Annotated in this window: 22 protein-coding genes and 2 pseudogenes; 12 read left to right on the top strand and 12 right to left on the bottom strand. The window is 72.5% G+C overall.

What is annotated here, in order from left to right:
• Both BUE44_RS39840 and BUE44_RS39835 read right to left on the bottom strand, forming a co-directional pair.
• A pseudogene (locus BUE44_RS39840) lies at positions 1 to 560 on the bottom strand (non-reducing end alpha-L-arabinofuranosidase family hydrolase); the annotation flags it as partial.
• A gap of 144 nt (positions 561 to 704) precedes the next feature.
• Positions 705 to 974, bottom strand: a pseudogene (locus BUE44_RS39835) (cellulose binding domain-containing protein); the annotation flags it as partial.
• A gap of 902 nt (positions 975 to 1,876) precedes the next feature.
• Between BUE44_RS39835 and BUE44_RS25795 the strand changes: the two are divergent.
• Entirely contained in the window at positions 1,877 to 3,619 is a 1,743-nt protein-coding gene (locus tag BUE44_RS25795; protein WP_079190085.1) for an RICIN domain-containing protein, read from the top strand.
• 80 nt (positions 3,620 to 3,699) lie between these two features.
• On the opposite strand, the gene BUE44_RS25790 is transcribed toward BUE44_RS25795, so the two are convergent.
• Entirely contained in the window at positions 3,700 to 4,719 is a 1,020-nt protein-coding gene (locus tag BUE44_RS25790; RefSeq protein ID WP_073501378.1) for a LacI family DNA-binding transcriptional regulator, read from the bottom strand.
• 273 nt (positions 4,720 to 4,992) lie between these two features.
• Between BUE44_RS25790 and BUE44_RS25785 the strand changes: the two genes are divergently transcribed.
• The 4 genes from BUE44_RS25785 (at position 4,993) to BUE44_RS25770 (ending at position 10,244) form a co-directional block, all read left to right on the top strand.
• Positions 4,993 to 6,939 (top strand): glycoside hydrolase family 127 protein, encoded by a 1,947-nt coding sequence (locus BUE44_RS25785; protein ID WP_073501377.1) that lies wholly within the window; start codon positions 4,993 to 4,995, stop codon positions 6,937 to 6,939.
• Between the two features lie 71 nt (positions 6,940 to 7,010).
• Positions 7,011 to 8,249 (top strand): sugar ABC transporter substrate-binding protein, encoded by a 1,239-nt coding sequence (locus BUE44_RS25780; protein WP_073501376.1) that lies wholly within the window; start codon positions 7,011 to 7,013, stop codon positions 8,247 to 8,249.
• Positions 8,250 to 8,442: 193 nt separating this feature from the next.
• Entirely contained in the window at positions 8,443 to 9,423 is a 981-nt protein-coding gene (locus tag BUE44_RS25775; RefSeq protein ID WP_079190084.1) for a carbohydrate ABC transporter permease, read from the top strand.
• The gene (locus BUE44_RS25770) at positions 9,420 to 10,244 is read left to right on the top strand and encodes a carbohydrate ABC transporter permease (protein ID WP_073501375.1); all 825 of its coding nucleotides are present in this window, start codon (positions 9,420 to 9,422) and stop codon (positions 10,242 to 10,244) included. Before BUE44_RS25775 ends, BUE44_RS25770 begins: the two co-directional genes overlap by 4 nt.
• Positions 10,245 to 10,251: 7 nt before the next feature.
• Here BUE44_RS25770 and BUE44_RS25765 read toward each other — a convergent pair whose 3' ends face one another.
• Positions 10,252 to 10,578 (bottom strand): SCO0607 family lipoprotein, encoded by a 327-nt coding sequence (locus BUE44_RS25765; RefSeq protein WP_073501374.1) that lies wholly within the window; start codon positions 10,576 to 10,578, stop codon positions 10,252 to 10,254.
• 256 nt (positions 10,579 to 10,834) lie between these two features.
• Here BUE44_RS25765 and BUE44_RS25760 point away from each other — a divergent pair, with 256 nt between their 5' ends.
• Entirely contained in the window at positions 10,835 to 11,374 is a 540-nt protein-coding gene (locus tag BUE44_RS25760; RefSeq protein ID WP_073501373.1) for a dihydrofolate reductase family protein, read from the top strand.
• Between the two features lie 177 nt (positions 11,375 to 11,551).
• A complete protein-coding gene (locus BUE44_RS25755; RefSeq protein WP_073501372.1) occupies positions 11,552 to 12,568 on the top strand; it encodes an RNA polymerase subunit sigma-70 in 1,017 nt (338 codons plus the stop codon).
• 64 nt (positions 12,569 to 12,632) lie between these two features.
• Here the strand turns inward: BUE44_RS25755 and BUE44_RS25750 are convergent, their stop codons facing one another.
• Positions 12,633 to 13,373, bottom strand: a complete 741-nt coding sequence (locus BUE44_RS25750) for an SDR family NAD(P)-dependent oxidoreductase (RefSeq protein ID WP_073501371.1) — start codon at positions 13,371 to 13,373, stop codon at positions 12,633 to 12,635.
• A gap of 193 nt (positions 13,374 to 13,566) precedes the next feature.
• Between BUE44_RS25750 and BUE44_RS25745 the strand changes: the two genes are divergently transcribed.
• Positions 13,567 to 14,754 (top strand): amidohydrolase, encoded by a 1,188-nt coding sequence (locus BUE44_RS25745; RefSeq protein WP_073501370.1) that lies wholly within the window; start codon positions 13,567 to 13,569, stop codon positions 14,752 to 14,754.
• A gap of 120 nt (positions 14,755 to 14,874) precedes the next feature.
• Positions 14,875 to 15,279, top strand: a complete 405-nt coding sequence (locus tag BUE44_RS25740) for a nuclear transport factor 2 family protein (protein ID WP_073501369.1) — start codon at positions 14,875 to 14,877, stop codon at positions 15,277 to 15,279.
• A gap of 106 nt (positions 15,280 to 15,385) precedes the next feature.
• On the opposite strand, the gene BUE44_RS25735 is transcribed toward BUE44_RS25740, so the two are convergent.
• The 6 genes from BUE44_RS25735 to BUE44_RS25710 form a co-directional block, all read right to left on the bottom strand.
• A complete protein-coding gene (locus BUE44_RS25735; protein ID WP_079190083.1) occupies positions 15,386 to 16,090 on the bottom strand; it encodes a DUF5825 family protein in 705 nt (234 codons plus the stop codon).
• A gap of 37 nt (positions 16,091 to 16,127) precedes the next feature.
• Complete coding sequence (locus BUE44_RS25730) at positions 16,128 to 18,131, bottom strand: RiPP maturation radical SAM C-methyltransferase (RefSeq protein WP_073501368.1); 2,004 nt, start codon at positions 18,129 to 18,131, stop codon at positions 16,128 to 16,130.
• A 311-nt stretch (positions 18,132 to 18,442) separates the two neighbouring features.
• Positions 18,443 to 20,455, bottom strand: a complete 2,013-nt coding sequence (locus tag BUE44_RS25725; protein ID WP_073501367.1) for an alpha/beta hydrolase family protein — start codon at positions 20,453 to 20,455, stop codon at positions 18,443 to 18,445.
• Entirely contained in the window at positions 20,452 to 21,768 is a 1,317-nt protein-coding gene (locus BUE44_RS25720) for an MFS transporter (protein WP_235002449.1), read from the bottom strand. The genes BUE44_RS25725 and BUE44_RS25720 overlap by 4 nt, the downstream gene beginning before the upstream one ends.
• 514 nt (positions 21,769 to 22,282) lie before the next feature.
• Positions 22,283 to 22,891, bottom strand: coding sequence for a hypothetical protein (locus tag BUE44_RS25715; protein WP_143172584.1), 609 nt, complete (start codon positions 22,889 to 22,891; stop codon positions 22,283 to 22,285).
• Positions 22,892 to 23,020: 129 nt separating this feature from the next.
• Positions 23,021 to 23,461 (bottom strand): beta galactosidase jelly roll domain-containing protein, encoded by a 441-nt coding sequence (locus tag BUE44_RS25710; RefSeq protein ID WP_322940662.1) that lies wholly within the window; start codon positions 23,459 to 23,461, stop codon positions 23,021 to 23,023.
• Positions 23,462 to 23,480: 19 nt separating this feature from the next.
• Here BUE44_RS25710 and BUE44_RS36700 point away from each other — a divergent pair, with 19 nt between their 5' ends.
• The 3 genes from BUE44_RS36700 (at position 23,481) to BUE44_RS25700 (ending at position 26,058) form a co-directional block, all read left to right on the top strand.
• Positions 23,481 to 23,753: a hypothetical protein gene (locus BUE44_RS36700; RefSeq protein WP_407640057.1), complete on the top strand. Its 273-nt coding sequence runs from the start codon at positions 23,481 to 23,483 to the stop codon at positions 23,751 to 23,753.
• A gap of 201 nt (positions 23,754 to 23,954) precedes the next feature.
• On the top strand, positions 23,955 to 24,464 hold the full coding sequence (locus BUE44_RS25705) for an SRPBCC family protein (protein WP_073501365.1): 510 nt from the start codon (positions 23,955 to 23,957) through the stop codon (positions 24,462 to 24,464).
• Complete coding sequence (locus BUE44_RS25700) at positions 24,457 to 26,058, top strand: phytoene desaturase family protein (RefSeq protein ID WP_073501364.1); 1,602 nt, start codon at positions 24,457 to 24,459, stop codon at positions 26,056 to 26,058. The genes BUE44_RS25705 and BUE44_RS25700 overlap by 8 nt, the downstream gene beginning before the upstream one ends.
• 43 nt (positions 26,059 to 26,101) lie before the next feature.
• Here the strand turns inward: BUE44_RS25700 and BUE44_RS25695 are convergent, their stop codons facing one another.
• Positions 26,102 to 26,893 (bottom strand): DUF427 domain-containing protein, encoded by a 792-nt coding sequence (locus tag BUE44_RS25695; protein ID WP_073501390.1) that lies wholly within the window; start codon positions 26,891 to 26,893, stop codon positions 26,102 to 26,104.
• Positions 26,894 to 26,930 lie beyond the last annotated feature (37 nt).

Here is a 26,930-nt window from a genome sequence, read left to right as displayed (position 1 = left end):
CTCATCACGGTGGTGTAGGAGGAGCCGAAGTTGCCGGGGAAGTTCCCGATGGGCATGCTGGCGCGGTAGATGCTGCCGTTGTCGCCGGCGAAGAACAGGTACATGTTCTGGCCGTCACCGATCAGGGTCTGGTCGATGGGGCCGGTGCCGGAGTTGGGGATGCTGCCGGTGAACAGTGCCTGTGGTGCGGACCAGCCGTTGGGGTTGGTGGGGTCGCTGGAGGTGCGGTAGATGAAGGGCCAGGCGCCCCACTGGTAGGCCAGGATCCAGATGTTCTTGGGTGCGAAGTAGAACAGGGTGGGGGCTACTGCCGACTGGCTCATGCCGGTCTGGCCGGCTGAGGCCATGTCGGACCAGTTCGTGAACGGGGTGAACGCCATCGAACCGTACGAGGAGCCGGATACGTTCGAGGCGTAGACCAGGTGCTTGCCGTTGTAGACCACGTTGGTGAAGTCCTTCAGCGACACCCACCCGTTGGCCGGCTGCGCCAACGCACCTGTCGAGGACCAGTGGTACGTCGACGGAAGCGAGCACGTGCCGCCCGTCGGCGGGGTCGTGGGGGGTGTGGTGGGCGGCGTCGTGGGTGGCGTGGTGGGTGGCGTGGTGGGTGGCGTGGTCGGCGGAGTGGTGGTGGCGGAGCCGGTGCAGGCGGTGCCGTTGAGCGTGAAGACGGCGGGGACGGGGTTGGTGGCGGTATAGGCACCGTTGAAGCCGAAGCTGGTGGAGGCGCCGGTGCCCAGGCTGCCGTTCCAGGACGCGTTGGTCACGGTGACCTGGGTGGCGGTCTGGGTGTAGGTGCCGCTCCACAACTGGGTGATGGTCTGTCCGCTGGCGAAAGCCCACGAGAGTTGCCAGCTGGTGACTGGCGCACCCAGATTGGTAACGCTAACATTTGCGCCGAAGCCGCCGGGCCACTGGTTCGTGACGCTGTAGTCGACCCGGCAGCCGCCTGCCGCCTGTGCGGAGGTTGCCACGAACGAGACGCCCACGGCGGCCAGCGCGGTGGAGAGCAGGGCGATCAGCAGCGGCCTGTAGCGGCGGAAGCCATACGTCTGTTTCACAGAACACACTCCTTGGGCGAGGAGGAAATCCGGTGCGTTTGATTGCGCTCACATGCAGCCGGACGGCACGGCGGCCCTGCTCGCCGCTGGAGGGAACGGCTCGGCTCTGGGATCACTTCGACCTCATTTCTTGGCGGTCCGGCCGGGGGGCACGCCGCTCAGCGCGCCGCCGCCCGGGAACGCGGTGGGGGGCCATTCACGAGGTTCGGTAGTCGTCGGAGACTGTCTCAGCGTCAGGACGTGCCCGACGTGAAACGGTGGCAAGTGTGGACCCGCGGGGGCCGAAAGGTCAACGCTCCGGTACCGAAATTTTCGGCCTTCTTCCCTGGACGGCGAGAATCGTGGACTGTGGTGCCACGTGCCACGTGCCACGTGCCACGTGCCCGAGCCGGTCCGGGGCCGCGCCCTTTTCCGTGCCGGGAGCGAGCCCCGGTGCCCGCCCGGTCGCGGGCAGCGTGCCCTTACCTACCGGCGAAACATTCGCAGCCTGCTGGGAAATTCTGTGCCGTGAGCCGTCTCCTTCCCGGACGTGAGTGATGTCGTCGCGGGCGCCGCGTAGCCACGAGAGGGTGAGCCGACGCCTCGTCACGTAGCCATGTGCGGCCCGTACGGAGTCCCCTGCCGATCCTGCGCGATCCCTTGACCCTGCCTTGGAACGCTCCTACGGTGTGCGCGGAAAATCGTTTGCTCTGTTGCGCAGCGTTTTCCCTGCCGTGCGCCGGCGACACGGTGCCGTAGGACGGACGGTCCCTGTCGGCGAAGGCGCCATCGGCTGGTGCACGCTCTACCCCCACTCGTCAGGAGGGCAATTCGCCATGCGTGGATTCGCGCATTTCCGACCCGGCCGGCCGCTGGGCCGTGCCATGGGCCTGGGAGCCGCAACGCTGACCGCGGCCACGGCCGCGCTCGTCGGCACGTCCGCCCAAGCCGCACCCACTCCGTCCACGACCCTGGTGGTCAACGCCAACCAGGTCCTGCGCCCGGTCACCCACGTGGCCACCGGCAGCCTGTACGGCCTCGCCAACGCGACCACTCCGGCCGACAGCCTGGTGCAGGCGATCAAGCCGAACACCTTCGTCCAGAAACCCCAGGGCGGCCACCAGCAGGGCACCGGCGACGTCCTCACCGTGGCACCCAAGGCCGCCCGCGCCGGTGCGAAGGTCGTCAACCGGCTGTCGGACTACTACGCGGGCTGGCCGTACCAGTTCAGCTGGAGCAACTGGCTGAGCGTGGTCGACGACCAGATCGCGCAGACCAAGGCCTCGGGCATCACCAACCTGGCCGCGTACGCCCCGTGGAACGAGTCCGACAACACCTGGAAGTCCGCCAACGGCACCTTCGAGGACTTCTGGACCACGACCTACCGCGAGATCCGCGCCAAGGACGCCACGACGCCGATCCAGGGCCCGAGCTTCTCCGACAACATCAGCGACATGCAGAACTTCCTGCAGCATGCCGTCGCCACCAACACCGTGCCCGACATCATCGCCTGGCACGAACTGATCCGCTCCTCCAAGATCGCCGGTGACATCACCACCGTCACCAACCTCGAGAAGAGCCTGGGGATCTCACCGCGCCCCATCGCGATCGAGGAGTACGCGGCTCCGTCCGAGGTGGGCATCCCCGGCGCGCTGGTCGGCTACGTCGCGAAGTTCGAGCGGCTCGGCGTCCATGACGCCGAACTGGCCTTCTGGAACCAGTCCGGCGCCCTGGGCGACCTGCTGACCGGGCAGGGCGGCAGCCCCAACGGCGCCTACTGGCTGTACAAGTGGTACGCCGACATGAGCGGCTCGATGCTCACCACCACCGCCCCCGCCCAGACCGGCATCGACGGGGCCGCCTCGCGCAACAGCGCGGGCAACGAGGTCGACGTCATCTTCGGCGGCGGTTCCGGCGACTCGGCCGTGCAGGTCAACGGCCTGAACGCGCTGCCGGCATTCGGCTCGACCGTGCACGTGAAGGTCGAGTACACCCCCTCGCGTGGCCGTACGACCGCGGTGAGCGGGCCGATCACCCTGTCCGAGTCGAACTACGCCGTGACCAACGGCTCCCTCACCGTCCCGGTGACCACCAACTCCAGTGACGGCTACCACCTGGTGATCACGCCGGGGAGCGGCGGCGGATCCACCCCGCTCGACGGCAACTACCGGATCACCAACAAGAACAGCGGACTCGCGCTGGACACGCAGAACTCGGGCACCGCCCAGGGCACCCTGGTCGACCAGGCCACCCTCAACTCCTCGTCCACCCAGACCTGGACCCTGGTGTCCGCGGGGTCCGGCCTGTACAAGATCCGCAACCAGGCGAGCGGTCTGCTCCTCGGCATCACCAACGCCGGCACCTCGGACGGCGGCACCGCGCTGATCTGGGGCGACAACGGAACTGCCGACCACCTGTGGAGTCCGGTGCCCGACGGCACGGGCTACTACAAGATCGTCAACAGCAACAGTCATCTGCTGCTCGGCGTGCAGAACATGAGCACCAGCAGCGGCGCCCAGGTCCTGCAATGGGACGACAACGGAACCGCCGACCACCTGTGGAAGCTCACCGCACAGTGACATCCGGTCGCCGACTCCCGGGTCGGTGACTCAGCCCGGCCGGTCGCCCCCGAAATCCGAGGAGGCGACCGGCCGGGCCGTCACGCCGATTCGCGGATGACCAGCTGGCAGGGAACGGTCTGGACACCCGCGGCCGTACTGCCGTCGATGGCGCCCAGCAGCCGCAGCGCGGCGATGCGGCCGATCTCGCCCAGGTTCATGTCGACCGTGGTCAGCGGGGGCCGGGCGGCCAGCGCCATGATGTCCCAGTTGTCGTAGCCGATCACGGCGATGTCGTCAGGGACGCGGTGACCCTCCTCGCGGAGCGTGTCGGTGACCCCGCGCGCGATCTGGTCGTTCCCGCAGAAGAAGGCGTCGGTGTCCGGGGCCGCGCGCAGCACGGTTCGCGCCACCCGCCGCCCCCAGGACTCGCTCCAGTCGCCGAAATACACCTGGCCGCCGGACAGTTCGAGCCCCGCCCGGCCGAGCAGGTCCTGGGTGAGGGCCGCCCGGTGGCGGGCCGCCGCGTGGTGGGCGGGGCCGGACACGTGGGCGATGCGCCGCCGTCCGGAGGCGATCAGGTGCTCGGTGGCGAGCCGGGCGCCGCCCTCGTCGTCGGAGGCGACCGACATGTCCGCGGGGTCCTCCGAGGGTGCGAGGGCGTACACGGTCGGCACGTTCTCGAGGCCCTGGAGGGGAGGCCTGGGGTCGGTGCGCCGTCCAGTGACGATGATGCCGTCGACCCTGCGGGCCATCAGGGTCTGCACGTAGTGGCGTTCGCGGATGGCGTCGCCGCGGGTGTCGCACAGCAGGACGGAGATCTTGCCGGCGCCGAGCGCGTCCTCGGCGCCGAGCAGCACCGGGGTGCTGAAGCGGCCGATGCCGTCCGTGGTGATCAGGCCCACGGTCCAGGTACGGCCGGCCAGCAGCGCACGGGCCTGCTCGTTGGGCTGGAAGTCCAGGCGCTGCGCCGCCTTCAGTACCCGTTCGCGGGTCTCGGGCCGCATCCGTCCGTTGCCGCTGAGGGCCTTGGAGGCTGTACCCACGCTCACGCCCGCCAGGACGGCCACTTCCGCCAGCGTCACGCGTCCCGTCGACGGGCGCCGGTCAGTCTCTGCCACGGGCAATCCTTTGCTCACCTACATAGTCGCGTTCATCCTGCCAGCAGGCTCCCCGTATCCCAAGTCTTGGAGGGAGACGGATTTAGGGCCCGCGCGAGGGTTGACGGGCACTGGGCGACGCTTCTAGGTTGCGGGCAAGAAAACCGTTGCTCAAAGTCCTTCGCGCTCATGGCAACCCGCTGCGGATCCGTGCTGACCCGCACTTCCGCCGGCCGGTCCTCCTGTCCTGGCGACGTTCCACCTGACACAGACCGCACATCCCAGGGGAGATCCATGTCCCACAGCAATCCGGCCCCGCCCGTTCCGGCCGGTCCTGTCCGACCGGGCCGCGACGCCCGGACCGCCCTGACCCCCGCGGTGGCAGCGGAGATCCTGGGCGGATTCTGGCACGGCCGCCGCGAGGTCAACGCCCGTGTCGGCATCCCCCAGGGGGCGCGACTGCTGGAGTCCGCGGGGAACCTGCACAACCTGCGCCTGGCGGCGGGCACCGCCGGGGGAGCCTTCCAGGGCGACTTCCCGTTCATGGACTCCGACGTCTACAAGTGGCTCGAAGCGGCCGCCTGGCAGCTCGGCCCGTCCGGGACCCCCGACGACGGCGTACTCGCCGCCGAGGTGGACCGCGTCACCGCCCTGGTCGCCGCCGCACAGCAGTCCGACGGGTATCTGAACACCTGGTTCCAGGTGACCAAGGACGGCCGCCGCTACGAGGACCTGCGCTGGGGGCACGAGCTGTACTGCGCCGGCCACCTGATCCAGGCGGCGGTCGCCCATCACCGGACCACGGGTGCGAAGGAGCTGCTGGACGTGGCGGTCCGGTTCGCCGACCACCTCGACTCGGTCTTCGGGTCCGACCGGCAGATCGACGGCTTCGACGGGCATCCGGAGGTCGAGACGGCGCTGGTGGAGCTCTACCGGGAGACCGGGGAGCGACGCTACCTGGACCTGGCCGGCTACTTCGTGGACCGCCACGGCCACGGCCTCCTCGGCGGCGAGGCCTACTGCCAGGACCGGGTCCCGCTGCGCGAGCAGCGACACGTCGAGGGTCACGCGGTGCGGCAGTTGTACCTGCTGGCCGCCGCCGCCGACCTCGCCGCCGAGACCGGCGACAGTGAGCTGCTGGGGGCGTGCGAGCGGCTGTGGACGGCCATGGTGGCGACCAAGACCCACGTCACCGGGGGACTCGGCGCCCATCACGACGAGGAGGACTTCGGCGACCCGTACGAGCTGCCGAACGAGCGCGCCTACTGCGAGAGCTGCGCCGCCGTCGCGTCCGTGCACTGGAGCTGGCGGATGGCCCTGCTGACCGGCGAGGCGAAATACAGCGACCTGATCGAGCGCACCCTTTTCAACGGTTTCCTCGCCGCCGTCTCGCTGGACGGTGAGCGCTGGCTGTACGTCAACCCGCTCCAGGTCCGTGACGGACACACCGACACCGGCGGCGACCAGTCCGCCCGCCGCACCAGGTGGTTCCGCTGCGCCTGCTGCCCGCCCAACGTCATGCGGCTGCTGGCCAGCCTCGAGCACTACATGACCTCCACCGATGCGGACGGCCTGCAGATCCACCAGTACGCCACCGGACGCTACACCGGCGACCTGCTGGGCACGCCGACTATTGTTAGCGTTCACACCGAGTACCCCTGGGCGGGCCGGATCACGGTCACCGTGGAGGACGGGCCCACGGACCGGCCGTGGACCCTGTCCCTGCGTATCCCGCAGTGGTGCACCGGCCGGACGGTCGAGGTGTCAGGCGCGGCGACCGGGGCCGCCGTCGTGGACGGCGGCTGGCTGCGCCTGGAGCGCAACTGGACCCCGGGTGACGAGGTGACGCTCGACCTGGACATCGCACCGCGGTTGGTCGAGGCGGATCCGCGGGTGGACGCGGTACGCGGCTGCGTCGCCGTCGAAAGGGGCCCTGTCGTCTACTGCCTGGAAGGTGTCGACCACCCCGGCGGCGGCTTGGACGACATCGTCATCGACCTCGCCCGGCCGCTCACGGAGGAGCGCCGGCCCGAACTCCTCGGCGGAGTCGTCACGGTGACCGCCGCCGGGCACCGGCGGACCCCGCCCGACGACGGCTGGTGGCCGTACCACCGCAGCACCGGACCCGCCGGCGCGCCCGCCGCGCCGTCCGACGGCGACCTCGTCCTGACCGCCGTCCCCTACTACTCGTGGGCCAACCGCGAGGACGGAGCCATGCGGGTGTGGCTCCCCTTCCGCTAGCGGTACCACCCACCCGTCCGCCCCGCTCATCCGTCCGCCCAGCACCCCTCACGCATCGAGCAAGGACCGCCATGAGAATCACACGCATCGCCACTGCTGCCGTTGCGGCCTGCACCGCCCTGGCCGGCATCGCCGCCTGCGGAGGCTCCGGCAGCGGATCGTCCGCCGCTTCGGGGACGTACACCTTCTGGGACCCCTACCCGCAGTTCGACGGCTCGTCGGACTGGGCCAAGCTGGTCGCCTCGTGCGGCACCAAGGCCGGCGTCACCGTCAAGCGCACCGCGTACGACACCACCGACCTGGGCAACAAGGCCCTGCTGGCCGCCCAGCAGGGCAACGCGCCGGACGTGATGCTGGTGGACAACCCCGTCGTGTCGACCCTCGTGCAGGCCGGGATACTCAACAAGATGGGCGACGTCGGCGTGCCCACCACGTCGATCCAGCCGAACATCATCGGCGCAGGCACCCAGGACGGCGCCGCCTACGGCATTCCGATCGGGGCCAACACGCTGGCGCTCTTCTACAACAAGAACGTGCTGGACGCCGCCCATGTCGACCCCGCGTCGATCAAGGACTGGGACTCCCTGAACGCGGCACTGAAGCAGGTCAAGTCCGCGGGTAAGAAGGGCATCACCTTCTCCGCCATCGGCACCGAGGAGGGCAGCTTCCAGTTCCTGCCGTGGTTCTGGGGTGCCAAGGGCGACCTGACCCACCTGGACAGCACCGACGGCCAGGCGGCGCTGTCGCTGTGGAAGAACTGGGTCTCCGACGGCCTGGCGCCCAACGACGTGCTGACCAACACCCAGACCACGAGCTGGCAGGAATTCGCCACCGGCCAGTACGCCTTCGGCGAAAACGGCACCTGGCAGCTAGGCAACGCCAAGAAGGCCGGCTTCCCCTACGGCGTCATCAGCATCCCCGCCCGCGCCGGCGGGGCCGCTCCCGCGCCCACCGGGGGCGAGTTCGTGACCGTGCCGGTGCAGAAGGACACCGGGCGCTACAAGACCACCGCGGCGATCGTCTCGTGCCTGACGAGCGACCCGAACCTGCTGGCCACCGACACGACCCTGTCCTACGTCGCTCCCACCACCACGGTGCAGAGCCAGCAGGTGTCCAAGGACGCCGAGTTGAAGCCCTGGGTCGCGGCCGTCGCCGCCGCCCGCGGGCGTACCAGCAACGGGCTGGGCACCAACTACCCGGTGATCTCGGAGCAGTTGTGGGCCGCCGTACAGGGGGCGCTCTCCGGCGGCAAGAGCCCGCAGTCCGCGTTGGAGACCGCCCAGAAGGCCGTGGAGAACCACAAGAACTGAGTTTTCCGCCCCCGGACGGCGCCCCGGCAGGGACGCCTGTCCCGGGCGGCTCGCACCCCGCCGTGTCGCCGCCCGTCCCGGCGGCACGGCGGACCCGGCGCCGCCGCGGCCCCGCCTCCCGGGTCCGCGGCGGTCCGCAGCCCCGGGGGCGCAACCCGCGCCCGCCACCGCAGCCACCGATCGAGGAGCACGCATGACCACCGCCCACGCCGACGGCCTGAAGCCGCCGTCAGCTGCGCCCGGGGCGCCCCACGGGCAGCCGCGTACCGTGTCGGGCACCGCCGGTCGCCGCGGCCGCCGGACGACGCAACTCGCCGCCTGGGGATTCCTCACCCCGGTCGCCGCCTACCTCGGGGTCTTCTACGCCTATCCGCTCTACCGCAACGTGGACCTGTCGCTGCGGCACTACACGGTGCGGTCGTTCGTGCAGGGCGGGGCGCCGTTCTCCGGCTGGGGCAACTTCCACCAGGTGCTGCACGATCCCGCCTTCGGCACCGCACTGCGCAACACCGTGGTCTTCACGCTGGTGTCCATCCTCTTCCAGTACCTGATCGGGCTCGCCCTCGCGGTGTTCTTCAACCGCGGCTTCCGGCTCGCCCCGACCCTGCGGGCGCTGTTCCTCATCCCCTGGCTGCTGCCGCTGATCGTGTCCGCCTCCACCTGGTCGTGGATGCTCAACAGCGAGTCCGGGGTGGTCAACTACGGGCTGCACCTGGTGGGGGTGGGCCAGGTGGACTGGCTGACCTCGCCGCACTGGGCGCTGACCTCGGTGATCATCGCGAACGTGTGGATCGGCATACCCTTCAACCTGGTCATCCTCTACAGCGGGCTGCAGAACATCCCCACCGAGCTGTACGAGGCCGCGTCGCTGGACGGTGCGAACGGCTGGCAGCAGTTCCGCCGCATCACCTTCCCGCTGCTGCGGCCGGTCTCCGCGATCACCGTGCTGCTCGGGCTGATCTACACCCTCAAGGTCTTCGACCTGATCTGGATCATGACCAAGGGCGGCCCGGGCGACTCCTCCTCGACCCTGGCCACCTGGTCCTACCGGCTGGGCTTCGGCTCGCTCCTCCCGCAGTTCGGCCCGGGGGCGGCGGTCGGCAACATCCTCATCCTCATTGCTCTGGTCTTCGGTGGCCTCTACGTCCGGATTCAAAGGAGGCAGGCGATATGAAGCCGCCCGTGGCCCGCAACCGCCGCAACACCGTCGTCGGGGTGGTGCTCACCGCGATCATGCTCTTCCCCGTGTACTGGATGGTCAACGTCTCGCTCACGCCGCAGAGCCGCATGCGCAAGGACCCGCCGGACCTGCTCCCGCTGCACCCCACCTTCAGTGGTTACCGCGCCGTCCTGGACGACCAGCTGCCCTACCTCGGGACCAGCCTGCTCATCGGCCTGGGCACGGTCGCCGTCACCCTCGTCCTGTCGGCGCCCGCCGGATACGCGATGGCGAAGCTGCACCCGCGCGGCGCCGGGGCGGTGGGCCTGCTGCTGCTGATCGCGCAGATGATCCCCGGCATCGTCATGGCGATGGGCTTCTACGGCGTCTTCCTGGAGCTCGGTGTCATGAACACCTGGTGGGGCCTGGTGGTGGCGGACTCCACCATCGCGGTGCCCTTCGGGGTGATGATCTTCGCGGCCTTCATGTCGGGCATCCCCGACGAGCTGATCTCCGCGGCGAAGATCGACGGCGCCGGCGTGTGGCGGACCTTCCGGTCGGTGGTGCTCCCGGTCTCCCGCAACGCCATCGTCACGGTGTCGCTGTTCAGCTTCCTGTGGGCCTGGTCGGACTTCGTCTTCGCCACCACACTCGACGGCGGTGGCACCATGAAGCCGATCACCCTCGGCATCTACAAATACATCGGCAACAACAACCAGGAGTGGAACGCCATCATGGCGACCGCCGTCGTGGCCTCCGTCCCGGCAACCGTCCTGCTGGTCCTCGCGCAGCGCTACGTCGCCGCCGGCGTCACCGCGGGCGCGGTGAAGGACTGAGCGCGGGTCAGCTCTTGCGCACCTTGTTCGGGTCGGTGATGAGCTTGCCGTTCTTGTCGAGGGCGTGCGTCTGCCAGTACCGGTCCCACTTGTCGTCCACGTGCTGCGGCACCTGGCCCGCGGGGTAGCGGATCATGCCCTCGGGCGGCTGCTCGCCCTTGGTGACGCACGCGTCGCCGCCGCCGGCGTACCCGACGGCCGTGACGGGGTACTCGTCCGGCATGCACATCGACTCACGGTCGTCGAGGGAGCAGGCGGTGGTCAGTGCGGTGAACGCGGCTCCGGCCAGTACCAGGGTCGCGACGCGGCCGAACCCGCCGGTGATGCGCTTCATGGTGAAGTCCTTTCTCGTCGGTGATACCGAGTCTGCCGTCGGGGGCTCGAACGCTCATCGGTGCGCCTACTCAACCGGCGCTAGGTAGCAGGTGCGGCCGGGGCCGTACAGGTGAGTACGCGGGCGCCGCCGCCCATGCCCGTCGGGTGAGCGCGGCCGGTCCGCGATTCCTTTCCGTCCGCCGATGAGTCTGCATGTCACGGGCCCGGCCGGCGTGCGGAGCGGTGGCCGTCGAGACAGCCACGCGGAGGAAGCCATGCGGAAGATCATCGAATCGACGCTCGTGTCACTGGACGGGGTCGCCGGCGACCCGCACCTGTGGGCGAACGACTACTTCGACGAGGAGGCCCAGGCGAGAGCCCGGGACCACCTGCTGGCGAGCGACGCGATGCTGATGGGCCGGCGGACGTACGAGCGTTTCGCCGCCGCCTGGCCGTCCCTGACCGGCGAATACGCCAAGACGATCAACGCCGTGCGCAAATACGTCTTCTCCTCGACCCTGGCGTCGGCCGACTGGGAGAACACCACCGTCATCAGGGGCGACGTCGTGGCCGAGGCGGCCGGGCTCCGGCAGCAGGACGGCCCGGACCTCATCATGTACGGTCACGGGCCGCTGGGACGCACCCTGCTGGAGCACCGGCTGCTCGACGAGGTCCATCTCGCCGTCCACCCCCTCGTCCTGGGCGGTGGCAGCCGGCTCTTCCACGACGGGGAGCAGGCGGCGCTGGAGCTGACGGCCGTGCGGACCCTGCGGACCGGCGTCGTCGTCCTGTCCTACCGGCCGACCGCCGACTGACAGGCCTGCGCTCCGCGCGGCGGAACCCGTCGCGTGACGGGCGATGAGTTTCGGACCCCGGAACCGGTCCTTGTCACCGAAGGCCCTGCCGGCGTGGCGCCCGCTCGCCGGGCGCCGCCGCCACCGCTCCACGGGACAGCTCCCGGGGAGCCCGACGATTCGCGAGAGATCGAGAAATTGCACAGGTCGCACACCGAAGCCGCACGGCCGGACGCCGCGGAGTTCGAAAGCAGCACCGAGCCCTTCCGGCGGGAACTCCTGGCGCACTGCTACCGCCTGCTCGGCTCGCTCGACGACGCGGAGGACCTGGTTCAGGAGACGTATCTGCGGGCCTGGCGCTACTACGGCGGTTTCGAGGGCCGGTCGTCGGTCCGCGTATGGCTCTACCGGATCGCCACCAACGCCTGCCTGCGGGCCCTCAAGAACCGGGACAGGCGTCCGCTGCCGTCCGGCCTCGGCGGCCCGGACGAGGAGGCCGACGGCCGGGCGGTCGCGGCGGACGCCGGGTCCGCCTGGCTGCAACCGATTCCCGACGCCCTGGTGACCGGCGGGTCCGACGACCCCGCGGACGTCGTCGCCGCCCGCGCCGGCCTGCGGCTCGCGCTCATCGCCAGCCTCCAGTACCTGCCACCGAAGCAGCGGGCGGTGCTGATCCTGCGGGACGTCCTTGCCTTCCGGGCGGCCGAGGTCGCCCAGCTGCTCGACACCACCACGACGGCGGTCAAGAGCGCCCTGCAACGTGCCCGTGCCCGCCTGGAAGAGGTGGTCCCCGTGGCCGATCAGGTCACCGAACCCACCGACGCGCAGGCCCGTGCGCTGCTCGGCCAGTACGTCGCCGCCTTCGAGAACGCCGATCCGGAGGCCCTGCGGCAGCTGCTGCGCAGGGACGCCACCCTCGAACTGCCGCCGTCCCCTGCCTGGTTCGCCGGCCCCCGGGCCGCCGAGCACGCCGTTGCGGGGCTCGGCGCGCCGGGCGACTGGCAGATGGTGGAGACCGCGGCCAACGGGCAGCCGGCCGCCGCCGTCTACCGCCGCGGCCCCGACGGCCGCTACCACGGCTACGGGGTGGTGGTGCTCACCGTGACGGTCACCGGGATCTCCCGCATCACCGTTTTCGCCGACCCCGGGCTGCTGAAGTGGTTCGGCCTCGCCGCGGTGCGGCCGGCCGCACCTCCCTTCGCCGGCGCCCGGTGAGGCACCGGCGAAGGGAGGGCACAGGCCGCAGGGGTGGGTGACGGCCCGGCCCCCGCGGCCGCGCTCAGGCCGCGAAGCCGCCGTCAACGGTGACCGCGGTGCCTGTCACGTAGCGCCCGCCGTCCCCGCAGAGGAAGGCGACGGTCGCCGCGATGTCGTCGGGGACGCCGTAGCGGCCGAGCGCCGGGATGGTGTGCATGAACGGCGCGGCAGGGCCGTCCGCGGGGTTCATGTCGGTGTCGATCAGGCCCCCGTGGATCACGGTGGCGGTGATCCCCCGCGGTCCCAGCTCGCGGGCCAAACCCCTGGTGAGACCCGTCAACGCCGTTTTGGTCATGGTGTAGAGCGCCATACCCGGCCCGGGGACGTGCTCGGCCATCGCGCTGCCGATGGTGACGATGCGCCCGCCCTCGGGCAGGTGCCGCGCGGCTGCCTGGGAGGCCAGGAAGACCGCCCGGACGTTGACGGCCAGTATCTCGTCGACCTGCTCAAGGGTGATCTCGGACAGCGGGCCGCCGGTGAAGATCCCGGCGTTGTTCACCAGGATGTCGATCCGCCCCAGGTCCTGCACCGTCTGCTCCACCGCGTCGGCCGCGGCCCGCGGGTCGCCGCTGTCGGCTTTGACGACCAGGGCGCGCCCACCGTCCGCCTCGATCGAGTCGGCGACAGCCTGCGCCCTGTCCGCCGCCCGCACGTAGGTGAAAGCCACCGCGGCCCCCTCGCGGGCGAGCCGCCGGGCGATGGCCGCTCCGATGCCCCGGCTACCACCGGTCACCAGTGCCACCTTGCCTGTGAGTCCGTTCATTTCCGCTCCCGCTGCCTTCCGGTGGATCGGAACCCCGGACCCGGGGTTCCCGCCCGTACAGATCCCGCCCCGCCACGGAAGGAATCGCACCGGCGGGCGCGCCCGCGGATGCCGTGCCGTGCGGCAGGGGCATCCGCGGCCGGGCTGGGTAGGCGTGGTGAAGAACCGGACGAAGGCGATCCCAGGAGGTTCCGTGGACAGCGGCGAGGATCTGTACGGCGCGGCGGAGCGCGCGGTCGAAGCCAGGGCGGACGCCTTGTGGGAGGTCGCCCTGCGGCTGCACCGCTCTCCCGAGACGGCCTATCAGGAACACGCCGCGGCACGGCTGCTCGGCGACGAGCTGCGGGCCGGCGGCTTCGAGGTGACCGCGGGCGTCGCTGGCATGCCCACGGCCTTCGTCGCGCACGGCGGAGCAGCGGCCCGGCCCGCGGTGGCGTTGCTGATGGAGTACGACGCTCTGCCGGAGCTCGGCCATGCCTGCGGCCACAATCTGATCGCCGCGGCCGGCCTGGGCGCCGCCCTCGCCGCACAGGAGGTGGCGGGCGCGGCCGGAAGGGTGCTGGCGGTCGGCTCGCCGGCCGAGGAGAGCGGTGGCGGCAAGGTGGCGCTGGCCGCCGCGGGAGTCTTCGACGACGTCGACGCGGCGCTGATGGTCCACCCCGGGGTGCGGGACCAGACCCGGGCGCCGCTGACGGCCCAGGCGCAGATCCGGGTGCGGTTCCACGGCCGTTCCGCCCACCCCACCGGCAACCCGGCGGAAGGCGTCGACGCGCTGGCCGCACTGGTCGAGACGTTCACCATGCTCGGCGCGGTGGGGCGGCGCTTCCCCCCGGGGTCCCACGTGCAGGGCATCATCACCCGCGGCGGTGTCGCCACCAACATCGTGCCCGACCTGGCGGAGGGGCTGTTCGGCTGCCGCGGTCTCACCGTGGACGCGCTGGCGGACGTCATCCATGACGTGACCCGCTGCGCGCAGGCCGCCGCCGCCTTCATCGGCGCCGAGGTCGAGGTCGAGCGGGACGGGGCGGCCTACGAGCACTTCCGCAACAGCGAGCCCCTGGCGGCCCGCTTCGCCGAGCACGTCCGGCGCAGCGGGAGGGTCATGCAGCCACCCCCGGCCGGCACCTATCTCGGGTCCTCCGACATCGGTGACGTCAGCGGACGGGTCCCGGCCATCCACCCCTTCCTCGCCATCATGGACGCCGACGGCTCCGACCACACCGTGCCCTTCGCCGAAGCGGCGGCGAGCGAGCGCGGTCGGCGTGCCATGCTCGACGGCGCCAAGGCACTCGCCTGCCTGGCCGTGGACACGCTGACCAGCGAGGCCGTGCGGGACGAAGCCTGGCGCTTCTTCCACGCACAACGCTCCGCCGGCCGCTGAGGCAGCGGACCGGCCGCAGCGAAAGGCCGGCCGACCCGTCCGGCGACCGCCGCGCCGCCGGCGGACGAGCGCCCACGGCTGCCGGGCCCCCGCCGCACGCCCGACCGGTATGTTGACGGCATGACAGCAGAATCACCGGCGCAGACCGTGCAGCGCCTCTTCCCGCTCCTTGCCGAGGGGAAGAGCGCCGAGGCGGCGGCGTTGTTCGCCGACTCGGTGTCGTTCTCCATCCCGCACCCGCCGGGCATTCCGTGGGTGCCGGAGGTCGACTCGGCGGAAGGCATGCGGACGTTCTTCGAGCTGCTGCAGGACCATGTGCAGGCCAAGGAGTTCGACCTCCGCCAGGTCATCGCCGAGGGCGACGACGTCGTGCTCCTCGGGCGCATGGTCTCCGAGGTCAAGAAGACGGGCCGGGACATCGACACGGTGTTCGCCCTGCACACCACGGTCCGGGACGGGCGGATCACCCGCTACCACCTGTACGAGGACACCCACGCCGTCGCCAGGGCCTACTTCGGCGACTGAGCGGCCGGCGCGGTGAGGCGTCGGACAGGCCGTGGCCACCCCGCGCCTGGCGTGGCGAGCGCTCATGTCCCCGCCAGGGAACGCCGGCACCGGCGACGGGCGCGATTCACACCATGATGCCGCCGCGGCTCCAGCGGGCGACGCGGTAGGGCGCCCACCAGTTCAGCCGGCCGAAGGGCAGGACCAGCCGTTCGCCGAGGAAGTCCGACAGGGCGTCGTCCGGCACGTCACCGGCGAGGGCGCCGTAGGACAGGCGGGCGATCGCCTGCTGGTAGTGCGGCTCGTCCACGGTGAACCGCGCCAGGCCGCCCCACCGGCGGTCGCGGATCTGGACGAAGCCGGGGCCCTGGCGCCACAGGCACAGCCCCACGTAGTGGCCTTCGCGCCAGTCGCGGAGCTGGTCGGCGGCTGCGGCGGCCGGCAGCCCGTGGACGTGCTGAGGCGGCTGGAGGTGGCCCAGCGCCCGCCAGCCCTCCGGGTCGTCCGTGGCCGTGCGCAGCGTCCATTCCACCAGCACCGCCCGGGCCGTCAGGTCCCGGATCAGGCTCAGCTGGCGGACCGCCCGCACCGCGCCGTCCGCGCTTCCCGCGGCGGTGAGGTCGACGGCCTCGGCCAGCCGGACCCGGCGCGCGCCGTCCGCCCACAGGCGGGTCGCCTCCTCGGCGACGGGTCCGGTCAGCCGGCGCTCACCCAGACCCATGCCGGGTACGGCGCAGACCTCGGGGTCGTAGTCGCGCCACGCGCTGACAGCCAGCGCGCCGGCGTCCGGAGCGGCGGGCGCGTCGTCGGTCGGGACGGTGCTCGTGGTCATCGGGCTGAACCTCCTGGCAGGTCGGACGTGCGGGTGGTCACAGCCGGGCGAGCGGCTGCGGCTCGGCGGGCGCCGAGGGCACGGGCGGTTCGGCGGGCGCCGCGGCCTCGTCGGGCAGCAGGTCGTGGGCACGCCGCATGAACTCCAGGTGCAGCAGCGCCTGGTTGACCGCGGGCGGCGCGATCTGCACCCAGTGACCGCTGTCGGTGAAGACCAGGCCGAGGCCGAGCCAGCTGTCCAGCAGCGCGCGGACACGCTCCTCCGCCACCGCCGCGGCGTCCTGGCCCGCGGCGTCCTGGCCGGCGGATTCCTGGACCGCGGCGTCCGCCGCGACCTTGCGGGCGAGCGCCGTGGGGGTGTGCGGCTGGTCGAGCAGCCGGAAGACGGCCAGCTCGAACGGGTCGGTGAGCACCAGTTGCCGCCAGTCGAAGCCGGGCCGGTCGCTGACCAGCACGACCCGGTCGCCGAGGTCGGTGTGCGTCAGCCGCGCTCCCGGGTGCGCGGTCTGCCAGGCCGCAAGGGCCGCGTCGAGCGCCGCGGCCGTCTCCTTGCCGATGCCGCGGTTGGGGGAGGCGAAGACGTACGCCAGGTCGTACAGCTCCGCCTCGGGCAGGTCGTAGATCAGCGAGTAGAACCCGGCCGGGCGCAGGCCGGAGAAGCCCAGTTCCGGCCGGTTGAAATAGGGGCTGAAACGCTCGATGGCGATGCGGCTGGCCTCCTCGGCGGGCGGGTCGAGGTGGGCCAGCGCCGGGAGTTGGGTGACGACCGGGTCGTAGTCCTCGGCGGACTCGCCGGGGAAGCCGTAGAGGTAGTTCCACGAGACCGACAGGCCGAACTCGGCGGCGTCGCGCAGCATGCGGACGTTCTGGCAGCCGGTGACGCCCTTGTCCATCAGGCCGAGCACCCGGCTGTTGAGGCTCTCGATGCCCGGCTGCACGTAGATCAGGCCGGCCTCGGCGAGGATCTGCAACTGGTGGCGGCGCATGTTGGCCTTGATCTCTATGTGCAGCCGCAGGTCGTTGCCGCTGTCCGCCATCCGCGGCAGCACCGTGGTGAGGTAGCCCATGTCGAGGATGTTGTCGACGACGTACATGTCGAGCACCCGGTGCCTGGCGGCGAGCGCGTTGATCTCGTCGTAGAAGGTGTCCGGGCGCTTGCTGCGGAATTCCATGAAGGAGCCGTTGAGCCCGCAGAAGGTGCAGTGGTGCTTCTGCCCCCACCAGCAGCCCCGCGCCCCCTCGACGACGAGCTTGGGCTCGACCCAGTTGCGGGCCACCGAGCGGGCCAGCCGCTCGAAGTAGCCGGTGTAGTCGGGGGAGGGGATGGCCGCCGGCGGCAGCGGGCGGGCGGCGATCGCGTTGACGACGCTCGCGCCGTCCGCGGCACGGTGGCACAGACCCGGCACGTCGGTGAGGTCGCTCTCACCGCGCACGAGCGCGTTCAGCAGGGCGGGGAAGGCGACTTCGCCCTCGCCGCGTACGACATGGTCGACGAACGGGAAGTTGCGGTGCAGCGCGGCGCCCTGCTCCCCGTCGCAGTTGGCGCCGCCCATCGCCGTGAGGATGCGCGGGTCGAGCTGCTTGATGCGGCGGGCGGCGGCGAGCACGGCGGTGTTCTGCTGGAAGGTGGAGGTGAAGCCCACCAGGTCGGGTTTCATCGCGACCACCCGGTGGGCGATCTCGTCCACGAACTGCGGTGCCAGGCGGTGCAGTTCGCGGGTGATGCGCAACCTCTCAGGGTCGAGCCTCGACCCCATCGCCGAGGTGAACTCCTCGTCGCGCCACTGGGGGTCGTCGTAGAGAGCGGAGGAGAACACCCAGTCGCCGCATCCGAGGAAGTACGAGGACAGGGAGTAGTACTCGTAGTCCTTGGCGGTGAAGGCGGTGCGCTCGGTGACCCAGTCGGCGAACTCCAACTGCGCCTGGAGCACGTCGGCTTCGGCATCCGGCACGTGCTCGTCCACGGTGCGCTTGAGGATGCCCACCGCGAGCGAGGGGACGTCGATCGGGGACCACGGCATGTTGATCAGCAGGACGCGCAAGACGACTCCTCGTGGACGGCCGGGCCGGGCGGGCGCACGGACTTGTGGGGCGTGCCGAGTGCGTGATGTACGGGCTTGCCGACCCGGTAGGGCCTGCGGACCGGGCCGCCCGGTTCGCAGGCCCCGCCGGGCGGTTCGCCCGGTCACACCCGGCCGGGCCGACACGCGTCGGCCCGGCCGGACCGGTCAGATCTCCGGCTGGTCGTCGGGCTGTGCGACGCTGATCCTGACCGTCACACCGACGGAGACCGAGCGGTTCTCCTCCTCGTCGGTGAGCGGGTCGTTGTGAATGAGGTCCTTCTGCATGGCCGCTACTCCTTGGCTCGACGTGCACGGGTGGTGCGGGACGGTGCGGACGTCGCCGGACCGCGGGCCGGCGGGCTGTCCGCGGCCTTCCGCCGTTCGGCGGAAGGAGCGGGGGGCGCGGCGGCTGGGCCGCGCAGTTCGCGGAGCAGGAAGAGCACGGCGCGACGCAGCAGGGCCGCGTGGTCGGCGCCGGTGTAGCCGTCGTGCCCGGTGTCCAGCCACATCGACTCGTGGCGCACCCCGGCCGCGTCCAGCGCGGCCAGATAGCCGCGCACCTGGCCGGGCGGGCATTTGACGTCCCGGGTCGCCGCGATCACCAGCAGCGGGGCGCGGACCCGGGCCGCGTAGTGCAGGGGGGAGCTGCGCCGGTAGGCCTCGGGCACCTCGTCCGGGGTGCCGCCGAACAGCCGCTCGTCCAGGGCGCGCAGGGCGCCGGTCGTGGTGCGGTAGGCCCTGACGCTGTCGGCGACGGGCTTGACGGCGACGCCGGCCTGCCACAGGCCGGGACGGGTGCCGAGCGCCAGCAGCGTGAGGTAGCCGCCCCACGAGGTGCCCCACAGGGCGACCGCGTCGGGCCGCACCAGGCCACGGCCGATCAGGTCCGCGCGGACGGCGGCCAGGTCCTCCACCTGGGTCAGCCCCACACCGGACTCGAACGCCCGCCGCCAGCGGGGGCCGTAGCCGGTGGACCCGCGGTAGTTCACCCTGGCCACCGCCAGCCCCGCACCGACCAGCGAGTGCACCACGCCGTCGTACGCGTCCCGGTCGTGGTCCGCCGGACCTCCGTGGACGAGGAAGACCACCGGGGGTGCGGTGCCGCCGCGCTGCTCGGGCAGGCTCAGCCAGGTGTGCACGGGTCCGCCGGGACCCTCGGTCCACAGGTCGCGGTGGGTGCCGGGGATGACGTCGCCGAAGCTGTCGCCGTCCTCGCCGCCGTCCGTATCGACGTCCTCGCCGCCCGCCGGCGGCAGCCGCGTACCGGCCGTGGAGTGCGCCCGGGGCGGGTGCGCGGTGTCCGTCCACAGCCAGTGCAGATCGCCGCCCGCACGAGGCGCCGCGTCGAGCAGCGTCCCGGGCGGGACCTGTAAGCGGGTGAGCACGCCGGTGTCGAGGTCCGCGCGGTGCAGCAGGCTGCGGCCGTGCCGCTCCTGGCGGACGAGCACGGACCGGGCGGACGGCCCCGCGGGGTACCACCGAGCGGTGATCTCCGTGTCGAACGACCACGCGTACGCCCGCAGACCGGTGTCCGGACGCCACCCGGCCAGCTGGTAGCCACCGCCGGTCTCGCGTACCAGCAGCAGCTCGGTCTGCGGGCCGCCCGGCGCGGGGACCACGGAGAAGCCGCGGCACCACAGGGCGCCGTCGGTCCCCGGCAGCACCGCGCGGACCGCGCCGTCCCCGCCGCCCGTGCCCTCCGCAGGGTCCTCGCCTTCCGCCCTGAGGACGGTCACGGCGTCCGCGGACCGGGCCGAGCCGGTGACCGCCACCAGCAGCTGCCCTCCGCTGCGGGCAGCGCCGGAGACGGAGGCGAAGCGTTCCAGCCGGGCTATCTGCCGTGCCGGGCCGCCGCGCACTCCGCGCAGGACGGCGGTGCTGTCGCCGTAGCCGATGCCCATGACCACGGTGCCGTCGTCCCCCACCCACAGACCGCGCGGAGTACCGGCGGCCACGCCGGTCAGGCCGTCGCGGTCCGCGCCTCCCGCGAAGGGCTGGAAGCACCAGCGGCCCACCCCGTCGGCGTCCTCGTCGAACCACCAGACGTGGCTCCCCGGATCGATCGTCGCGCGGAGCGTGCCGAGCGGCCGGTCGGTGACCTGCCGCGCCTGTCCGGTGCCCGCGTCCCAGGTGAAGACCTCGCAGCGCCCGCCCGCGTCGGCGGTGAACACCATGTGCGCCGGGTCCTGCGCGCACGGGTCGGGCAGCGCGGGGACGAACAGCCGGTAGCGGGCGTGCCGGCCGCCGGGGGCGGCCGTGGTGGTGCCCGACCCGGTCGCGCCGGGGGTGGCGGCGGGCCTCATGCGGGATCCTCCAGCGGCAGGGGGCGCGGGCCGCCCAGGGTGGTGCGCAGCGCCAGGGCGGCCAGTACGGCCGCGCAGGCGAGCGGCGGCGCGGCCGTACCGACGCGCGCGGCGAGCGTGCCCGTCAGCGCCGGGGCCAGCGCCACGGCCAGGCCCGCGCACACCGTCAGGGCAGCCGCCACCCGGGCCTGGGCTCCGGGCGGCACCGCCCGGACCGCGCACGACTGGAGCACCACGGACGTCAGCGGGAGCAGCAGGCAGATGAAGGCGAACAGTGCGCCGAAGGCCCAGGCGCTGCCGGCCGCGGCGAGGCCGACAGCCGGCGGCAGCAGCAGCCAGGTGACCGCCACCAGCACCCGGCGGGCGCCCACCCGGGCCACCAGCGAGGGCGCGGCCAGCGCGCCGAGAAGCCCCGCCGTGCCGGACACCGCGAGCACCAGGCCCATCGGGGCCGCGCCGTGCCCGTGCCTGCTCAGTGCGAAGACGGTCTGGTACGTCAGCGCGGCCAGCACGCCGTTGACGGTGGTGGCCCACAGCGTGACCAGCCGCAGCAGCGGCGAGGACCGGATCAGGCGCAGTCCGGCGCGCAGGCCGTCCTCCTTCGCCCGGCCGCTCCCGCGCCGCCGCCCCGAGGGCGCGGCGGCCGGCGCGTCCACCGCCCGCAGGTCCGAGGACATGGACCGCACGCACACCGCCGTCACCGCGTAGGAGACGGCGTCCACGGCGAACGGCAGCATCCGGGAGACCTGGTACAGCGCGCCGCCCAGGGCCGGGCCGAGGACCAGCGCCCCCTGCTCGCCCGCCTCGATGCCGGCCACCACGCGCGGGACGTCCGACGGCGCGGCGAGCAGTGCCACGGTGCCCGGCGCCGCGGCCTTGTAGCAGGCGGCGGCGACGCACTCCGCCAGCACCGCGCCGAGCAGGAGGGTGAGCGGGGGGTGCCCGCCGGCGAGCGCCGCCGCCAGGACGCCCGTGGCCAGCGCCGCGACGACGGCCGACCAGAACATCACCGCCTTGCGGGCGCCCCGATCGGCCGGCCATGCCACGAGCGGCGCGACCAGCAGCCCCGTGGCGGTGCAGGCGCTGGCGACGACACCCACGAAGGCGGGGGAGTGGCCGAGCCCCAGCAGCACCAGCGGCAGCACGATGCCGGAGGCGTTGCTGCCGATCGCGTCGGTCGCGCAGGCGAACCACAGGAGCAGGACGTCCCGGCCGGGCCGGAACCGGCCGGACGCCGCCGCTGCGGAGCTTCCGTCCGGTTCACCGGCGCGCGCGGCGCCCGCTGTCCCTGTCTCGGAAGTCGCCTGTGACACGCGTGGTCCCCGCTCTCGCTCGCGCCCTCGTACGAGAGGCGCCACCTGTCCGATGCTGTTCGGAAAACATGAGCCGGTCGTGCGTGATCGGTAGGACATGGTGCGGCGGAGCGAGCGGCAAGCCCGGCTTGCCGGGGAAACGAAGCGCCAGAGTAGGCAGCGCGCGTCGGCGGCGACAAGGGGCGAGATTCGGCAAGAGGGCTGTTTTGCCCCGCCGTTCGGAGCGTGTGGGTACGGGGCGGGTGTCAACCGGAAGCCTTACCGCCGCCCGGTGCGGGGGTGCCACTGGCAATGCCCCGGTCGTACGCCACCCGAGCGCGACCGGGCACGACGCCGGCGGCCGCGGCCCGTCCCAGCCGGCGACCCCATTGGTCCGGACCGGGCGCGCCGGGGCCGCGGCCGGTGCCGAACGAATGACCGGAACCGGTCGTGTGTTCGCCTACGGGATCGCGCCGCGGCCCGCCGAGCGTGTGCGAGCGGCGGCCTGTCCGCCGTGGAAGGGCGTCCCCTGCCGTCAGCCGGCGGCGGGCGCGGGCAGGCCGAACGCGGCGCGCGCTTTGGCCTCGGGCCCGGTGAGGTGCGCCGCGCTGTTGCCGAGGATCCGCTCGACCTCGGCGGCGCCTCCGGAGGAGAAGTGGGCCGGGGCCCACGAGGAGAGCTCGTCGTCGGGCTCCCAGGACGCCGCGGTCACCCGCTGAGGAGCCGAGGCCGGTGAAACGGTCAGCACACCGGCCGTCACCACCTCGTCCGTCGCGTTGACGTCGGTGCCGGCACGGACGAAATGCCCGCACCAGGCGACCAGCCCCACCCGCAGAGCCGTCCCGGCGGGGCGGATCTCCACCACCCGCTCCGTGCAGAAGCCGCGCGGTGCCGCCGGGCTCGGCACGGCGGGCTCATCGCCTTCCAGCGGACCTCCCGGGGCCGTGACCACGTAGCGGTCCACCACGGGAAGAACCGCGCGGTCGAGCGCCGTGTCGACGTGCGGTGCCGCCGGCGACGCGTGGTCGTGCACGATCAGCACGCCCAGCCCGGCCGCCGCCAGCGCTCCCCCCGCGGCCGCCCAACGCCATCTCAGCCGCCTGCCCGCCCCGTAGCCCATTCCCGTCCCCTCCCGATCGTCCACCGAAAGCTGAGACGGCGGCGCGAGGGCGCGGGTTCCCCGTCGGCGTGACCAGTGAGCGGGTAGGACGGGGCAAAGGCCGGACCGGGCAGCGTCGCGGCGGTCCGGCCGCGGCCTCGTCCACCTCCTCGGCTATTCCTCCAGCGGGCCCAGGTCGGGCGTGTCGCGCAGGGCCACGGTGGTGTGGGCGGTGGCATGGAGTTCCAGCACGGTGATCTCGTTGGACCCGGCGCGGAGCACGGGCGCGGGGACGTAGAGGGTCCGCTGGGGGCCGCGGGACCAGTAGCGGCCGAGGTGGAAGCCGTTGATCCAGGCGTTGCCCTTGGTCCATCCGGTGAGGTCGAGGTAGGTGTCGGCGGGGGTCTCCACGTCGAACTGGCCGCGGTGGAAGGCGGGGCCGACCGGGTGCGCGGCGGTGGGGGAGAAGGCGAGCGGGTCGAGCGAGGTCAGGGGCAGCGGGCGGCTGGTCCACTCCCGCAGCGGGCGGCCGTCGAGCCGGACGTCGCCCGGCAGGCCCTTGCGGTCGTGGATGCCCTGCCCGTAGTTGACCCGGCCCTGGTTCTCGACCAGCACCTCAAGGAGGGCCGACCATGTGGTCCCGGCCGGGCACCGGCTCGCCCTGATCGTCGCCGGGACCGACAGCGGGCTGATCGTCGCCCCGTCCACGAAGCCGACGATCAGCCTGGACCTGTCCCGGTCCAGCATGAACCTGCCGCTGGTCGGCGGCTTCCCGGCGCCGGCGCCGGCGCACGCCCCGCGCCCCGGCGCCGGCAGCCGGGGCGCGACGGGCGGCCCGAGCGCCGCCGTCCCGGCGGGCGGCCCGGCGGCCGCGCTGCCCGCCTCGCAGGCGGCGCGACTGCGCTGAACCCCAGGTCCGGACACGCGGGGGCCTTGCCGTGCGAACGGCAGGGCCCCCGCCGTGCGACCGCCCCGCGCACGGCGGACCGGCTCCGCCACCGTCGCGAAACAGAGCGTGGCGGCGTTTTGGCCAGGTGAGGTGGGAAATGCGTGAGTGTGTGGCACCAGGACAACGGTGCGACGGACGCCCCCCACGCTGGAGGGAAAAATGGCAGTACGCCACCAATTGGTCAAGCGCCCGCGCGAGGACGTGTGGGCGGTGCTCGCCGACCGCCGCGCCTACGCGGAGTGGGTCACCGGGACATCCGAATCGCGCAGCGCCGAGGGCGACTGGCCACAGGAAGGGGCGAGCCTGGAGTACGACGTGAAGCTGGGGCCCTGGTCCCTGACCGGCACCACCGTCGTACGCGAGGAGGAGCGCCCCTCCAGGCTCGCGCTGGAAGTGGACAGCGGACGCCTGGGCACCGCGCGCGTCGACATCGAGATCCGGCCCTGGGGCCGGGAGAGCAGCCTGGTCATCGTGGACGAGCACCCGCTGACCGGGCTGGGCGGCACCGTGCACAACGCCGCTATGGACGTCGTCCTGCACTGGCGGCACCGCCACATGCTCGCCCGGCTCGCCGAGGTCGTCGAGGGCTCGGCCGGCGAGCAGCGGGGCGCGAAGCGCCGCGAAAGCGGGTCCCGAGCGAGCACCTCGCGGGGCGGTACGCATGCCTGACGCCGTCGTCATCGGCGCGGGCCCCAACGGCCTGATCGCCGCGAACGTGCTGGCCGACGCCGGATGGAGCGTCGAGGTGCTGGAGGCGCAGGACGAACCGGGGGGCGCCGTCCGCAGTGACCGCGGCGTCGACCGCGACTTCGTCACCGACGTCTTCAGCGCCTTCTACCCCCTGGCAGCCGCGTCCCCGGTGCTGCACGCGCTCCACCTGGAGCGGGAAGGGCTGCGCTGGAGCCACGCGCCCGCCGTCCTGGCCCATCCGCTGGCCGACGGCCGGTGCGCCGTGCTCAGCCGCGACCTCGATGTCACCGCGGCGGGCCTCGACTCCTTCGCGCCGGGGGACGGAGCCTCCTGGCGGGAATGGCACGCCCTGTGGCAGCGGGTCGGGAAAAGCCTGCTGGGCTGCCTGTTCACCCCCTTCCCGCCCGTGCGTGCCGGTGCGCGGCTGGCCGCGCGGCTGGGCCCCGCGGGCGCTCTGCGCTTCGCCCGGACGGCGCTGCTGCCGACCCGCACGATGGGCGAGGAGCAGTTCGCGGGGGAAGGCGGCCGGCTGCTCCTCGCCGGCAACGCGCTGCACGCCGACCTCTCACCGGAGAGCGCCGGAAGCGGCATCTTCGGCTGGCTGATGTCGATGCTCGGCCAGGACGTCGGCTTTCCGGTGCCGGTCGGGGGCGCCGGCATGCTCACCACCGCGCTGGTCGGCCGGCTGGAGCGCCGCGGCGGCACGGTGCGCTGCGGCCGCCGGGTCAGCGGCGTCGTGGTGCGCTCCGGCCGTGCGGTCGGGGTGCGCACGGCCGACGGCGAGGAGATCCCCGCGCGCCGGGCCGTCCTCGCGGCGGTACCCGCGCCCCTGCTCTACGAGCACATGCTCAGCCCCGGCGACCTTCCGGCCGGGCTGCTGCGGCAGCTGGGCCACTTCCAGTGGGACTTCTCCACCTTCAAGGTCGACTGGGCACTCGACGGCCCCGTGCCCTGGACGGCCTTCCCCGCGCGGCAGGCGGGCACCGTGCACCTCGCGGACGGTGTGGACGACCTGACGCGTTTCGCGGCGCAACTGGCTACCCGCCACGTGCCGGACCGGCCGTTCGCGCTCTTCGGGCAGATGACGACCGCCGACCCGACGCGCTCCCCGGCAGGCACGGAGTCCGCCTGGGCGTACACCCATGTGCCGCAGGTCATCAAGGGCGACGCGGGGGACGAAGGGATCACCGGGAGCTGGGACGCCGGTGAGCAGAACACGATGGCCGACAGGATCGAGGCGTCCGTCGAGCGCTACGCGCCCGGCTTCCGCGCCCTGATCCGCGGCCGGCGGATCCTCGCGCCCCCGGCGCTCCAGGGCCTCGACGCCGCGCTGCAGGGCGGCGCCCTCAACGCCGGCACCACCGCGCTCCACCAGCAGCTGGTCTTCCGCCCGGTCCCGGGCCTCGGCCGGCCGGAGACGCCGATCCGAGGGCTGTACCTGGCGTCGGCGTCCGCCCACCCCGGCGGCGCGGTCCACGGTGCTCCCGGCGCCAACGCCGCACGCGCGGCGATGTCGCTCCCCCCGGTGAGCGCCCTGGCCAGCCGCATACAGCGAAGCCTCGCCGACGCATGACGGCCGGACCTGTGGTTCGCGGCCGGCCGGGCGGTCGACTGGGTCAGGACAGCGCCCGGGGGCGCGGCGTCTCCGGGTGGAGTACGCCGTCGACGTAGATGTCCACCCGGTAGAAGGCGATCAGTCCCGCGATCTTCTGGCTCTCCGCGGTGGGCGTGCGGTAGGACCACGCGATGTCCTTGTGGAGCGTGTCGCCCACCCGGACCGACCAGTACTGCGCGGTTCCCTTGTACGGGCAGCCCGTGGAGGTGTCGCTCGGTTCGAGCAGGTCCATGCGGACATGGGTCTTCGGCAGGTAGTAGCGGATCGGCACCCCGGTCTCGATCAGCATGCGCGCACTGGTGGACTCGGCGATCGTGACGCCCCCCACCTCGATGCGTACGGGGCGCGAAGTGGGCAGGATCTCGATCCTGGTGTAGGGGTCGCGGACGTGGACGAAGATCTCCTCGTCCTCCTCGAACCATGAGTCCATGGCGCCGAACTCGAAGCGGTAGAAGCCGCGGATCTCCTCGACCAAGGCGTCCTCGCCGTAGTACATCGCCGCTCCGGGCGCCTCGATGTCGCCCACCCGCACCGTGTGCTTGCGCCCGTCGCCGCGGCGGGGCGAGTGCCTGGTGGTCCCGTCGGACGAGAGCAGGTCCTCCCGGACGTCGGCGGGAGGGAAGTAGTACACCGGGTAGTGCGGCGACTCCCACACCATCAGGGCGCGGGTGGACTCGGCGACGATCTGGCCGCCCAGGAAGACGCGGACGCGCCTCGCGCTGGGCTCCACCCGGACGCTGCGGCGCTTGGCGGTGCCGGATGCGGGGTCGGTGCCGGTCTCGGTGTCGGTCATGTGTGGCTGTCCCTCGGGTGTCGGCGGTGCGAGGACG

The sequence above is a fragment of the Actinacidiphila paucisporea genome, from assembly GCF_900142575.1.
Lineage (GTDB): Bacteria > Actinomycetota > Actinomycetes > Streptomycetales > Streptomycetaceae > Actinacidiphila > Actinacidiphila paucisporea.
Note: the sequence above shows the minus strand (reverse complement) of the source record. Positions and strands in the feature narration are given on the sequence as shown.